This is a genomic window from Thermaerobacter composti (assembly GCF_033582035.1).
Lineage (GTDB): Bacteria > Bacillota > Sulfobacillia > Thermaerobacterales > Thermaerobacteraceae > Thermaerobacter > Thermaerobacter composti.
In genome coordinates this window covers 565105-578493 of the sequence record NZ_CP132508.1, presented here as the reverse complement: position 1 = coordinate 578493, position 13389 = coordinate 565105, and the positions used below count along the sequence as shown (strand labels likewise).

9 protein-coding genes are annotated in these 13389 nt (G+C 74.4%); 3 read left to right on the top strand and 6 right to left on the bottom strand.

The window, feature by feature from the left end; translation table 11 throughout:
• Positions 1-73 precede the first annotated feature (73 nt).
• Together Q5761_RS02345 and Q5761_RS02340 are read left to right on the top strand one after the other, a co-directional pair.
• On the top strand, positions 74-1150 hold the full coding sequence (locus tag Q5761_RS02345; protein ID WP_318751043.1) for a lysylphosphatidylglycerol synthase transmembrane domain-containing protein: 1077 nt from the start codon (positions 74-76) through the stop codon (positions 1148-1150).
• Positions 1151-1250: 100 nt separating this feature from the next.
• Positions 1251-1811, top strand: a complete 561-nt coding sequence (locus tag Q5761_RS02340) for an MOSC domain-containing protein (RefSeq protein ID WP_318751042.1) — start codon at positions 1251-1253, stop codon at positions 1809-1811.
• Between the two features lie 333 nt (positions 1812-2144).
• Here Q5761_RS02340 and Q5761_RS02335 read toward each other — a convergent pair whose 3' ends face one another.
• The 3 genes from Q5761_RS02335 to Q5761_RS02325 all read right to left on the bottom strand — a co-directional run bounded on the left by Q5761_RS02335 (position 2145) and on the right by Q5761_RS02325 (position 6525).
• Positions 2145-4169, bottom strand: coding sequence for an MDR family MFS transporter (locus tag Q5761_RS02335; RefSeq protein ID WP_318751041.1), 2025 nt, complete (start codon positions 4167-4169; stop codon positions 2145-2147).
• Positions 4150-5010 carry a MarR family winged helix-turn-helix transcriptional regulator gene (locus Q5761_RS02330; RefSeq protein ID WP_318751040.1) on the bottom strand — a complete coding sequence of 287 codons (861 nt, stop codon included), beginning with the start codon at positions 5008-5010 and terminating at the stop codon, positions 4150-4152. The genes Q5761_RS02335 and Q5761_RS02330 overlap by 20 nt, the downstream gene beginning before the upstream one ends.
• Positions 5011-5193: 183 nt before the next feature.
• On the bottom strand, positions 5194-6525 hold the full coding sequence (locus Q5761_RS02325; protein ID WP_318751039.1) for a 5-formyltetrahydrofolate cyclo-ligase: 1332 nt from the start codon (positions 6523-6525) through the stop codon (positions 5194-5196).
• Positions 6526-6775: 250 nt separating this feature from the next.
• Here Q5761_RS02325 and Q5761_RS02320 point away from each other — a divergent pair, with 250 nt between their 5' ends.
• Positions 6776-8785: a sodium-translocating pyrophosphatase gene (locus tag Q5761_RS02320; protein ID WP_318751038.1), complete on the top strand. Its 2010-nt coding sequence runs from the start codon at positions 6776-6778 to the stop codon at positions 8783-8785.
• Between the two features lie 370 nt (positions 8786-9155).
• Here Q5761_RS02320 and Q5761_RS02315 read toward each other — a convergent pair whose 3' ends face one another.
• From Q5761_RS02315 to Q5761_RS02305, 3 genes are read right to left on the bottom strand one after another with little or no spacing between them, the layout of a single operon-like run.
• Entirely contained in the window at positions 9156-10208 is a 1053-nt protein-coding gene (locus Q5761_RS02315; protein WP_318751037.1) for an SDR family NAD(P)-dependent oxidoreductase, read from the bottom strand.
• Positions 10196-11593, bottom strand: coding sequence for an ABC transporter ATP-binding protein (locus Q5761_RS02310; protein ID WP_318751036.1), 1398 nt, complete (start codon positions 11591-11593; stop codon positions 10196-10198). Before Q5761_RS02310 ends, Q5761_RS02315 begins: the two co-directional genes overlap by 13 nt.
• Positions 11590-13290: an ABC transporter permease gene (locus Q5761_RS02305; RefSeq protein ID WP_135224967.1), complete on the bottom strand. Its 1701-nt coding sequence runs from the start codon at positions 13288-13290 to the stop codon at positions 11590-11592. Before Q5761_RS02305 ends, Q5761_RS02310 begins: the two co-directional genes overlap by 4 nt.
• Positions 13291-13389 lie beyond the last annotated feature (99 nt).

Below are 13389 nucleotides of genomic sequence, written 5' to 3'. Positions count from 1 at the left end.
CCCGGTCCCCTGCCGCCCGTCCCCTCCCCTCGTTCCCCTGGCACCCCGTCATCCGTAGTACAATGCGGTTGTCATGACCCCCGTGCGCGTTCCCGCTCTTCGCTCGGCCGCCCGGCGCGAGCCCATCGGCCGCTACGGGCTCTTGGCCTTGCGCCTGGCCTTGCTCGTCGGCCTGGTGGCCGTGGCGGCGCGGGTGGTGCGGCCCGCCGACGTGGCCGCGCTGGGCCGGTTCCTCCGGGACGAACCGGCCCCGGCCCTGGCGGCCGTGGCCGCGTACGCCGCCGCCTTTGCCCTGCGGGCCTGGGCGTGGCAGGTGCTCCTGCCGCCGGCAGGGCGCCGGCTGCCCTTCGTCCTGCTCTGGCGCCTCACCCTGGCGGCCAACCTGGTCAACCACCTGGCGCCGGGCAAGCTGGGCGAGGTCGCCCGCATCGCCCTGGCGGCGCGAGCCGGCCTGCCCCGGGCGGAAGCCCTGGTGTCGGTGGTGCAGGCGCGGGTCGTGGACACGGCCGCCTTGCTGGCGGCGGCGGCCGCCGCCCTGTTCCTGTCGCCCGCCCATGCGGCCGTCGTGCCGGCTGGGGTCCTGGGCCTCTCCATCCCCCTGGCGCTGGCGGCGGCAGCCCGCCTGGCCCCGCGCCTGGCCCGGCGCTGGCCGCGCCTGGCGCCGGTGGCCGCCGCCCTGGCCGCCGTGCCCGGGCGGCGGCTGGCCCTGGCGTGGCTGCTCTCGGCCCTCAGCTGGCCCCTGGAGGCGGGGATCCTGACGGTGGTGGCCCGGGCGCTGGGCACGCCCCTCGCCCCGGCCGCCGCCCTCACCGCCACCCTGGTGGCGGTGGCGGGCCAGGTCCTGGCGATCACCCCGGGCGGCCTGGGCACCTACGAAGCGAACATGACCCTGGCGCTCCAGCTCTACGCGGTGGAACCCGCCGCCGCCTTCCGCATCGCCCTGGCCACCCACCTGGCCAAGTACCTCTTCGCGGTGGCGGCGGGCCTGGAGCCGGCCTGGCGCCTGGCCGGAGGCCCGGGCCGGCTGCTGGACCGGGCGCGGGAAGCCGCCGGCAGCCGCCAGCAGCCCACCGGCCGCCGGCAACCGGGGTCGACCGGCCTCTCCGGCGCCGGCGCCCCACCCCCGGCAGCTGCCGCGGAACGGCGCTGATCCCGGCGCCGGCGGCTCCGCCCCGGGTGGCGCACCGATGCTTCCGCTGCGGGTCGCGTCGGCCCTTCCACCACGGGTCGCGAAAGCGAGGAGTCCCGCCATGCCCTATGCCGGAACCTGCGTGGTGGCCGCCGTGCTGGTCGCCACCGAGCCGGACACCTTCGTCAGCCGCCGCGTGGAGGCGGTGGAGGTCGACCTGGGCGGCATCCCCGGCGACCGCCACCACGGGCTCACCCGACCTGCCGGGAGCCGCGAGCCCATGTACCCGCGGGGCACCCCCATCCGCAACCGGCGCCAGCTCAGCGCCGTGTCGGTGGAGGAGTGCGCCGCCATCGCCGACGGCCTCGGGCTCGACGCGGTCCTGCCCGAGTGGCTGGGCGCCAACCTGCTGATCAAGGGCCTGCCGGAGCTGACCCGACTGCCGGCGGGAGCCCGGCTGCTCTTCCCCAGCGGCGCGGGGCTGGTCTGCGAGGGGGAGAACCGCCCCTGCCGCCACCCCGGCGAGGTGCTGGCCGCCCTGTACCCCCTGTACCCCGAGCGGGAGGCGCTGCCCGTGCGGTTCGTCCAGGTGGCGCGAGGACGGCGCGGCATCGTGCTCTCCGTGGAGCGGCCCGGCCGCATCGCCCAGGGCGATCGGGTACGAATCTGGCTCCCTCGGTGAAGCAGACCCGGTGATCCGGGTCCGAAGGCCCCGACGGTCCCGTCCAGCCGGGCCCTCGGGACCGGCGCCGCCGGACCATGCCGGCAGCCCCGAACTCGAACCGCCGGCCCCAGCGTCCGGCCCGGCCCCCGGGGCGGGCGCCGCGGGGCCGCCCGGTGCAACGGGTCATCGGTCGCAGCGCCGCGTTCCACCCGCCGATCGCGGCGCTCGGCACGCCACCGCGCCCCCACCACCGCCCGCTACCGCCCCTCCGTCGCCGGCCGTCCGCGACGGCTTCCGGGCATCCAGCCCGCCGGCGCCGGGCCGTGGTGCCCCAGGCCCCGGCACCGTGCTTCACTGCCGGGCGGGCGCCGGCATCGGCTCCGCCTGGGCGTAACCGCGCTTCAGCTCCTCATCCGGCAGGAAGAACAGGCAGCAGAGCCCCATCACCGCCATGGCCGCCGTGTAGAGGTACACCTGGCGCAGGGCCTCCGTGACGGCCTCGTTGAAGGCGGCGCGGAACGCGGCCACCGCCTGGTCCACCTGCTGCTCCATGGCCCGGCGGATCTGGGCGATGGCCTGTTCTTCCGCCTGGGCCGCCATGGCGTCCACCTGGGCGTCCAGCGCCTGCTGGGCCGCCGCCAGGGCCGCCCGCCGCGCGCCCGGGTCGGCCGGCGGGTGCTCCACCAGCCGGCGCAGGGAGGCGGGCAGGGCCGGGTCGGCCAGGAGGGCCTGCCGCGCCCGCTCGTCACCCTCGAGGGCCGTCGCCAGCGCCGTCTTCAGGGAGCCCACCCGTTCCCGCACCCGGGCGCGGATCCCGCCCTTCGGCAGCTGCTCCTTGAGGTCGGCGGGTACCCGGGGGTCGGCCTGCAGCCGCGCGTAGGCCTGTTCGTCCCCGCGCAGCGCCCTCTCCACGTCGGCCAGCACCGCCTCGAAGCCCTGGCGCACCCGGACCTCCAGGTCGACGCCACCCGCCATGCCCTCGGCGGGCATCGCGATGGACTGGGTCGCCGCCCGGTAGGCCGGCGGCAGGTGCTGGATCATCCCTTGGTGCAGGGCACCGCTGAGCACCGTGCCGAGCAGGGCGACGGCCACCGTCGATCCCACCTGGCGGAAGAACTGGGTGGCGCTGCTGGCCGTGCCGATCCGCTCGCGGGAGACGCTGTTCTGCACCGCCATCCCGTAGAGCGGCATGGACGGGCCGAAGAAGAAGCCGAGCAGCACCATCAGGACGAGGACCTGCCACAGCGGCGTGTCGACCCGCAGCACCTCGTGGAAGACCAGGAACAGCGCCACCGAGCCGACGGAGCTCACCAGCAGCATCGGCTTGTAGCGCCCGAACCGGGTGGCCAGCTGGCCCGCCAGCAGGCTGCCGGCCATGGTGCCGAAGGTCAGCGGCGTCAGGGCGAGGCCGGAGTTGGAGGCCGAGAAGCCCTTGACCTGCACGAGGTACAAGGGCAGGAACATCACGCTCCCCAGGAAGGTGCCGCCGAAGAACAGCAGCGCCAGCACCGCCCACCGGAAGGTGGGGTTGGCGAACAGGCTGAGGTCGAACAGCGGCTGCGCGCTGCGACGTTCCACCACGACGAAGAGGACCAGGCCCACCGCCGCCAGGGCGAACAGGCCCAGCACCTGGGGCGATCCCCAGGGGTAGGTGGATCCGCCCCACGAACAGGCGAGGATCAGCGGCACCGTCCACAGCGCCATGGCGACCGCACCCGGCAGGTCGAAGGCCGAGCGGCGCAGGGGCGGCAAGAGGGGCATGTGCCGGAGCAGGAAGTACAGGGCCACGATGCCCACCGGCATGTTCACATAGAACACCCAGCGCCAGTCCAGGTGATCGGTCAGCAGCCCGCCCACCCAGGGTCCGACCACGCTGGAGAGCCCGAAGACGGCGGCGAAGACGCCCTGGACGCGCCCGCGCTCCCGCGGGGGGTAGAGCAGCCCGATGGTGGTGATCGAGGTGGCGAACAGGCCGCCGCCGCCGATGCCTTGGAGCGCGCGGAAGGCGATCAGGGCGTCCATGCTCGGCGACAGGCCGCAGAGGGCGGAGCCGGCGAGGAAGATGCCGGCCGCCGCGGTGAACACCCACTTGCCCGGCAGCAGCTCGTTCAGCCGGCCGAAGATGGGCAGGGCGACCACCGTCGCCAGCAGGTAGGCCGTCGCCACCCACGCGTAGCGGTCCAGGCCGTGCAGCTCCTCGACCACGCGGGGCATGGCGGTGGCCACGATGGTCTGATCCAGCGCCCCGAGGAACATGCAGAGCATGACGCCGATCATGGCCAGGCGCCGCTCCCCGGGCCGCAAGCCCGGCGCGGCCGCCCCGGCCCCGCCGGCGGTCGCTGCGGCGGGTTGCGCTTCAACGGGTTGCTTCGTCATGGGCCCTCGCTCCTTCGCCGTTGGCGGCTTTCGTCTTCACCGGCGGCGGCTTGGGCGCCCCGGCGCCCCCTTCGCGCGGCGCGTCACCGCCGCCGACCGGTCCCCCGTGGGGCGCGCGGGCGGCACCGGCCCCGTCGCGGCCGTCCGCTCCCCAGCGCGCGGGATCGGCCCCCTCGCGGCCGGCCGCATCCCACCGCGCGGAACCCGTACCATGGCGACCGGCCGCTCCCGATTCGCCCGGGAGCGGCACCGGTCCATCCTCGGCCGGCACCGGCCGGCGCTCCTGCCCTGGTCCCGAGGGCGTCCCGTCGTCCGGCCGGCGCCGCGCAGGCCCGGCGCCGTCCCGTGGCCCTCCCGAGGCCGGGCGGCCCGAGGCTGCCCCGCCCCCAGACGAAGGCCACGAGAGGCCGGCGCCCGCCACTCGCCCCGGGGCCGGGCGATCCCCTTGCAGCCGCAAGAGGAGCTGCCGCAGCGTCTCCCGCTCCGCCGGCGTCAGGGTCTCGAGGTGGCGGTCCATGGCCGCCTGGAGGCACGCCCGGGCGGCCGCCAGCGCCTCCTGTCCCGCCGGGGTCAGCGCCAGGCGGTAGCGGCGCCGGTCCTCGGGGTCGAGCTCGCGCGCGATCCAGCCCTCGGCCTCCAGGCGGCGCAGGATGTGGCTGACCGTCGGCGCCGGCAGGCCGAGGGCCGCGGCCACCCCGGACGGCGTGCCGCAGCGCCGGACCATGGCCAGGGCGAAGGGGGCCATGCGGAAGAGCCCGTGCCGCTCCAGGCACGGCGTCGCCTCCCGCAGGACCACCCGCTGCAGCCGCCAGATCTGCTGGAGGATCTCCCAGCCGTTCATACCGGGCATCGTAGGCGCGTCGGATGTCGTTGTCAAGTTGAAATATTTCGAGGGTGAAACAAGCCGGCCGGAAAGGCGTCCTGGTGCAGGATCCTGCGGGATCTGCAGAATCCTGCAGGAGACGAAGGGGGAGCCTGCAGCGAGCGGGACCGTACGCAGGACGCGAGCCTGGGGCCAGCGATCCTAGTTCCCCCGCAGCCACGCCCGCGCCTCCTCGAAGAGCCGCAGCCGCTCCGCGTAGGGCACCGTGCTGCGGCTGGACGGGTTGGGCGCGACGAACTCCCGCACCCCCGCCACCGACTCCCGGGGTTGCAGCCCCCAGTCCACCCGCGCCGTACGGGCCAACCCGGCGTAGGCCCGGTAGACCTGCTTGCCCAGGAGGACCACCAGCCGCGGCCGGTAGCGGGCCATCTTCGCCCGCAGGGCGGCGCCGCCCGCGGCCAGTTCGTCCCAGCCCAGATCCGCCTCGCCCCGGGTCGCCCGCGGCACCACGTTGGTCACCCCCACCCCCCACCGGAGAAGGAGCCGGTCCTCCTCGGGCCGCAGCACCCGGGGCACGAACCCCGCCTCATGGAGGAGCCGCCAGAAGAGGTTGTTGGGCCCGGCGAAGTGGTGCCCGGCGGTGGCGCTGGCGCGGCCGGGGTTGAGGCCGACGAACACGACCTCCAGGCCGGGGGCCAGGACGTCGGGCACCGTCATCCGCTCCCAGCGCAGGGCGCGCAGCTCCCGCAGCACCGGCATGGCCTCCAGGTCGTCCTCCGTCACCGCGTCCCACCGGATGCCGCGGGGCTTGGGATACGGCGTGCGGGTCTCGATCACCGCGTCCGGGGTGACGATGACGTCGACCGACAGGTCGTGGGGGTCGACGGGCAGCCGGTCCACCAGCTGGAGGGGATGGACGGTGGTCACCACCGGCAGCTCGGGATGGCCCAGCTCGCGCAGCAAGGCGTACTCGTAGTCGGCGTAGCCCTCCCCCTTGCCCGCCCGGGCACCGTCGCGGGTCACCGCCACGGCGCCGACCACCACCAGGTCGATGGGCGCCGCCTCCGGGGCCAGTTCCTCGAGGGGGACGAACCGGCCGTAGGCCGCCGCCTTGCTGAGCTGGGCCGCCCGCCGCTCCTCGCCGCGTGGGACGTCCTCGGGGCGGATGCGAAGGAAGGCGCCGCGCAGGCGTGGGGTCGGCATGTAGAGCGTCTTGCCATCGGCCAGGGCCATGGCGCGCACGGGGAGCTGGGGCGTGTCCGGGTTCACCTTGAGGGCTCGCGCCCGGCGGTAGAGCTCGAGCTCCCGTAGCCGGGCCGCGGCCCGTTCGGCGCCCTTGAAGTTGGGGATGCGCCCCTCGATGGGAAAGGGGAAGCGGGCCGCCCCGCCCTCCCGCAACCGCCGGTACACCAGCCGGCGGGCCGCCTCCTTCTCCTGGGCGGGATCCCCCGCGGCCTTGCCGGCCCCTGGGCCGTCGCCATCGGGTGCGCCCGGGTCCGGCGCCAGCGGCCGACGGTCGCCATCCTTCGCCACGGCTCTCCACCCTGTTCGCGCCGGACGCCGCGCGTTCGATGGGCTGCGGGACGGGCCCACCGGCCGCTCACCGGCTGCTGCGGCCACCGCGTCCCGCGCCGCTCCCTCCCCGCACCGGCCCGGATCCCAGCGGGTTTCGCGGCGAGGGCTGGTCCCGTTCCTCCAACACTTTTATCATGTTCATCGGATCGTCAGCATTCGTCGGGATGATGACGAAGGGAGGGACCCGCCTCACCGCGGGGCAAGGGACATGAACGCCTACCTCTGGATCCCGCTGGTTGGGAGCCTGCTGTCGCTGCTCACCGGACTCGTCTTTGCCACCCGCATCGTCCGCCAGCCGGTGGACCACCCGGCGGTGGCCGACATCGGCGGCCACATCCAGGCGGGCGCCACGGCCTACCTGAACCGGCAGTACCGCACCCTGGCCCTGGTGGCGCTGGTGCTGTTCATCGTGCTGGCGGTGGCGCCGGGCATGGGCCTGACCACCGCGCTCTGGTTCGTGGTGGGCGCCGCGCTCTCGGCGGCCGCCGGCTACATCGGAATGAACGTGGCGGTGCGCGCCAACATGCGCACGGCCATGGCGGCGCGCACGGGCCTGGCGGCGGCCTTCCGCGTCGCCGTCCAGGGTGGTGCGGTGACCGGGCTGATGGTCGTGGGCCTGGGCCTGCTGGGCGTCACCGCGCTGGTCTGGCTGACCGGGGCGGAGGACAACTCGGCCCTGGTGGGCTTCGGGTTCGGCGCCAGCCTGATCTCCGTGTTCGCCCGCCTGGGCGGCGGCATCTACACCAAGGCCGCCGACGTCGGCGCCGACCTGGTGGGCAAGGTCGAAGCCGGCATCCCGGAGGACGATCCGCGCAACCCCGCCGTCATCGCCGACAACGTGGGCGACAACGTGGGCGACGACGCCGGCATGGCGGCGGACCTGTTCGAGACCTACGCCGTCACGGCGGTGGCGGCCATCCTGCTGGGCCTGCTGACGCCGGAGTTCGCCGGCGACCCGCGCTACCTCTACTTCCCGCTGCTGCTGGGGGCGGTGGGCATCGTCAGCTCCATCGTCGGCGTCCTGGCCACCCCGCCCGCACGGCCGGGGGCGATCATGCGGGCGCTCTACCAGGGCGCCCTGGCCAGCGGTGTGGTCGGCGCCGTCGGCTTCTTCGCCGTCACCCGCTGGCTCGGCCTGGACCTGGACCTGTTCTACGCCGCCCTGATCGGCCTGGGCGTCACCGTGGCGATGATCGTCATCACCGAGTACTACACCTCGGCCAACTTCCGGCCGGTGCAGAACATCGCCCACGCCTCCCAGACCGGCCACGCGACCAACATCATCGCGGGCCTGGCCGTGGGCATGCGCTCGACGGCGGTGCCGGCCCTGGTCATCGCCTTGGCGATCCTGCTGGCCTACAACCTGGCTGGCCTCTACGGCGTGGCCATCGCCGCCATGGCGATGCTGTCGCTGACGGGCATCATCGTCACCATGGACGCCTACGGGCCCATCACCGACAACGCCGGTGGCCTGGCGGAGATGGCGGACCTGGAGGACTCCGTCCGCGAGGTCACCGACCAGCTGGACGCCGTGGGCAACACCACCAAGGCGGTGACCAAGGGCTACGCCATCGGCTCGGCGGGTCTGGCGGCCCTGGTCCTCTTCGCCTCCTACGTGGAAGAGCTCCGCAAGGCCGGCGTCGAGGCGCTGTCCTTCGACCTGGGCGATCCCTTCGTGCTGGCCGGCCTCTTGATCGGCGGCGTGCTGCCCTTCTTGTTCGCCTCCATGAGCATGGAGGCCGTGGGGCGGGCCGCCTTCGACGTGGTGGAGGAGGTGCGCCGCCAGTTCCGGGAGATCCCCGGCATCATGGAGCGCAAGGCGAAGCCCGACTATGGCCGCGCCGTGGACATCGTCACCCGGGCGGCCCTGCGCGAGATGGTGCTGCCGGGGCTGATCCCGGTGCTCGGCCCCGTCCTGGTCGGCTTCGCCCTGGGCCCGAGGGCGCTGGGCGGCCTGATCGTGGGCTCCATCGTCACCGGTCTGTTCATCGCCATCCAGATGACCAACGGCGGCGGCTCGTGGGACAACGCCAAGAAGTACATCGAGATGGGTCACTACGGCGGCAAGGGCACCGAGGCCCACGCCGCCGCGGTGACGGGCGACACGGTGGGCGACCCCTACAAGGACACGGCGGGACCGGCCATCAACCCGATGATCAAGATCATCAACATCGTCGCCCTGTTGATCGCGCCCATCGTGGCGTCGCTGTGGCTGTAGGCTACCGGTTGCCGCGGACCCGAGGAGCGCTTGAGTGCCCGGCCTCCTCGGCAGGGGTCGCGACGGAATTCGGATGGCCTTCCGCCAAACCGGGTGGACGAACGAGCGGGGCAGGATGCCTGGCCTCCTGCCCCGCGCCTTTTCCGGCGCGTCTCCCCTGTCATGCACCGTCCGTCCGGTTCGTCAGCAACCGCCGGACCTAGCGGTAAAACTTGCCGAAGGAGTCGCTGCGATTTGCGCGCCAGACGGAGATCCATGCGCAGGGCTAAGGCGACTTGGTCCACGGTTTCGCGGTAGTCACGAGGCGGCCGAATCTGGCTCCGCAGGAATTCCTTCGCCCCCCGAACCGCCTCGGGATCCGGTGGCGAGGTTAACGCCCGTTGGTCTCCCGCCGCTGTAGACCGCGGCGGACGTGGTTTCCTGCCCCCCTCGCCGCCCTTCCTTCTCCCCTGCCCACCGGCAGGTGCCACCGCACCCAGCCGACGTACCTGCGCAGTCCCTCCTCCAGCGCCGTCCGCGGATGGTAGCCCAGCCGCTGCCGCGCCCTGGTGATGTCGGCCCAGGTGGCCGGGGCGTCCCCCGGCGACGGCGGCTGCAGGTCCAGGGCGATGGGGCGGTGCAGGACCCGCCCCAGGGCGTCGATGAGCTCCTTCAGGGTCACCGGCCGCCCGCTGCCTAGATTGTAGACCTGAAAGTCCGCGCCGGGTTCGCACAGGGCGGCCCAGGTGCCGCGGACGGCGTCGCCGACCTCGGTGTAGTCGCGCCGGCTGTGGACGTCGCCGAATACGGGGATGGGCTGGCCGGCCAGGGCGCGGGCGGTGAAGCGCGCGATGGCCATGTCCGGACGCTGGCGCGGCCCGTAGACGGTGAAGTAGCGCAGGCACGTGACGCCGATGCCGAGCATCCGCTGATAGGTCCGCGCGAACTGCTCCGCCGCCGCCTTGGAGGCCGCATAGGGCGAGAGCGGCGCCGGCGGCAGGTCTTCCCGCCAGGGGCCGGGCTGGGCGCCGTACACCGAGGACGACGACGCCACCACGACGCGCTCCACCCCCGCTCCGTGGCGCCGGATGGCCTCGAAGACCGCCACGGTCCCCGCGACGTTGGCCTCCAGGTAGCGCCGCGGCTCGGCCAGCGAGGGCCGCACCCCCGGGAGGCCCGCCAGATGGGCCACGTGGGTGAAGCGGTGACGGGCGAAGAGCCGATCGAGGAGCTCCCCGTTGCGCACGTCGCCGCGGACGAACCGGAACCCGGCCCCGGCCCTGGCGGCCCGCATGCGCACCAGCTCGACGTTGGCTTGCTTGAGGGCCGGGTCGTAGTTGGCGGCCAGGTTGTCCAGGATCACCACCTCGGCCCCGTGGGCCAGGGCCCGCTCGGCCAGGTGGGAGCCGATGAACCCCGCGCCGCCTGTGATCAGCAGCCGCATTCCCGATCCCCCCGGTGGACGGCGGCAGCCGATGAAGGGCCCGAGGCAGCCGATGCAGGGCCCGCCACCCTGCCACCCTCCCTGCCACCCGTGCCGAGGGCGCGCCGGCCTGCGGCCCCGCGGCCTCCGTCCGCGGGCGGGACGGGCGGCGTCACCGGGACGGCATCCCGGCCTCGATGAGGCCCCGCCTCGGCACGGCGTGCCCCCGAGTCGCCGCGCATCCGGTCGGCGCCGCCAGCGACCGCGTCCGTCGCCGGCACCGTCTCCGGCCGGCTGCGCGGCGGGGCCGGTTCGTCCGTCGCGGGGAGGCAATGGAGGGGATGGCCGGCCGTCACCGTGACCCGAACCCGCATCCCCACGGGGAAGTCGTGCACGTGCACCATCTCGCTGCTCACCACGGTGCCGGTGTCGAGGCGCACCCGGTAGTGGTAGTATCCGTCGCGGCGCTCCCGCGCGACGACCACCCCGGCGGCGCCGCCGGGGCCGGTGGCGTCGCGGCCCGCGGGCGTGCCGGTGCCGTCGTCCAGCGGCTGCAGGCGCACGTCGTCGGGCCGGATCAGCACCTGCACCGGATCGCCCGGGGCCTGGGCGGCCGCCTGCCGGAAGAAGCCCAGCTCGGTGGCGATGCCGCCCGGTTCCACCGTCCCCGGGAGCAAGGTGCCCGGGCCCATGAACTCCGCGACGAAGCGCGTGGCGGGTCGGTAGTAGACGGCCTCCGGCGTGCCCACCTGCTCGATGCGACCGGCCTCCATCACGGCGACCCGGTCGCCCAGGTTCAGGGCCTCCCGCCGGTCGTGGGTCACCAGGACCGCGGTGATCCCGGTGCGGCGCAGGATCTCGCGGACCTCCTCCCGCACCTGCTGGCGCAGGTCGGCGTCCAGGTTGGAGAAGGGCTCGTCCAGCAGCAGGATCTCCGGCCGGGGAGCCAGGGCGCGGGCCAGGGCCACCCGCTGCTGCTGGCCGCCGGAGAGCTCGTGGGGGTACCGGTCCTCCAGGCCCTCCAGCCGCACCAGCTCCACCATCTCGCGGACGCGCCTCGACCGCTGGGGGCCCCGGGCCAAGCCGTACCCGATGTTCTCCGCCACCGTCAGATGGGGGAAGAGGGCGTACTCCTGGAACACGAAGCCGACCCGGCGCTCCTCCGGCGGCACCGGTCGCCCCTCGCCGGCGACCATCCGCCCCCCGAGCTCGATGCGTCCCGCATCGGGCGTCTCGAAGCCGGCGATGAGCCGCAGGGTGGTGGTCTTCCCGCATCCGCTGGGTCCCACCAGGACCAGGATCTCCCCGCGGTAGACCTCCAGGTCGAGACCGGCCACGGCCTGCGTCGCGCCGAAGCGCTTCACCAGGCCGCGGCAGCGGATCACCGGCGCATCGGTGTCCTTCACGGCTCCCACTCCCCCTCCCGGCGGAGGATCAACCCCACGGAGGCGGCCGAGGCCGCCACCAGCAGCAGGGACTTGACGGCCGCCTGGCCGAAGTAGGCCTCGCTGATCGAGTTCCACACCGACGCGGCGAGGGTGTCGAACCCTGGCGGGCTCAAGATCAGGGTCAGGGGCAGTTCCTTCAGGGTGACCAGGAACACCATCCCGGCCCCGGCCAGGATCCCGGGGCGCACCAGGGGCAGGGTCACCGTGGTCAGCACCTGCCACGGTCGCCGCCCCAGGCTGCGGGCGACCTCCTCGAGCTTCGGGTCCACCTGGAGCCACGAGGCCCGCAGCGGCCCCAGGGCCGTGGGCAGGAAGACCATCGCATAGGCGACCACCAGCATCGCCACCGTCTGGTACAGGGGCCCCAGGAAGCGGATGCCGAAGAACACCAGGGCCAGCGCGATGACGATGCCCGGGATGGCGAAGCCGATGTGGACCACGCGGTCGACGAGCCCGCTCCAGCGTCCGGGATGCCGGGCGCCCAGGGCGGCAACGGGCAGCGCCGCCGCCACCGTGACCACGGCCGCCAGCGCGGCCACGGCCAGCGAATTGAACGTGGCCGGACCCAGCAGCACCCACCAGTCCCCCTCCAGGGCACCGCGCAGCGCCCAGTAGGCCAGCACCGCCAGCGGCACCCCCAGGGCGAGCAGCACGACCAGCCCACAGAAGGCCAGGGCAGGCAGGCGCCAGGGGCCCAGCGGCACCGGCGCCGGCGGGCGCGGCGTCCCCGGGGTGTCGCGGTGGTACCGCCAGCGCTCCCGCAGCAGGGCGTCGATGCCCAGGAGGGCCATGGCCGCCGCCACCAGCACCAGGGCCATGCCGCCCGCGGCCTCCCGGTCGAAGGCCACCTGGTACTGGACGTAGAGCGCCCAGGTGAAGGTCTCGTAGCGCAGCGTGGCGACGGCACCGAATTCCGCCAGGGTGTACAGGGCCACCAGCCGGGCGCCGGCGAGGATCGCCGGACGCAGCTGGGGCAGGACCACGGCGCGGAAGGTGGCCCACCGACCGCGTCCCAGGCTGTACGACGCCTCCTCCAGGGCCGGGTCCAGGCGCTGGAGCGCGGCCCGCACCGGCAGCAGGACGTACGGGTAGGTGAACAGGGTCATCACCAGATAGGCGCCCCAGAAGCCGTGCAGATCGGGCAGCCGCTCCACGCCCCAGGGGGCCAGGAGTCGCTGCAGCAGGCCGTGGGGCCCGGCGGCCACCACGTAGAGGAAGCTCCCGACGTAGCTCGGGATCGCCAGCGGGAGGACCGTGGCCACCGCCCAGAACCGCCGGCCCGGCAGGTCGGTCCGGGTCACCAGCCACGCCAGCGGCACCGCCAGCAGCACGCCGGTGGCGGTGACCGCCGCCACCAGCCCCAGGGAGCGGCCGGCGATGGCCCACGTGGACGGGCGGAGCAGCAGCTCCGCCACCCGGTCCCACGCACCCGCCGTGCGGAGGAACAGGTACCCCACCGGGAGCAGCATCATGAGCGCCACCGCGCCGGCGGCCGCCCCCAGGGCCAGGGGCGGCCGGCTCCCCCGGCCGGGCCCGATGGCGGTGGCGCGGCCCGATCCCGTCGCCGCGGCGGGTCGCACCGGCCGCAGCGGGAACGACGGGCCGACGGATGCGCCTCGTCCTGACGGTGTCGACCGCGCCGTGGCCGAGCTCATCGGCTTGCCTCCTCGCGTCCACTGTAGCACGGCCTGCGTCGGATTGAGAGAGATGTTCCATATCAACATCAACAAGGCGCGCCTCGAGGGCCCCCGCCG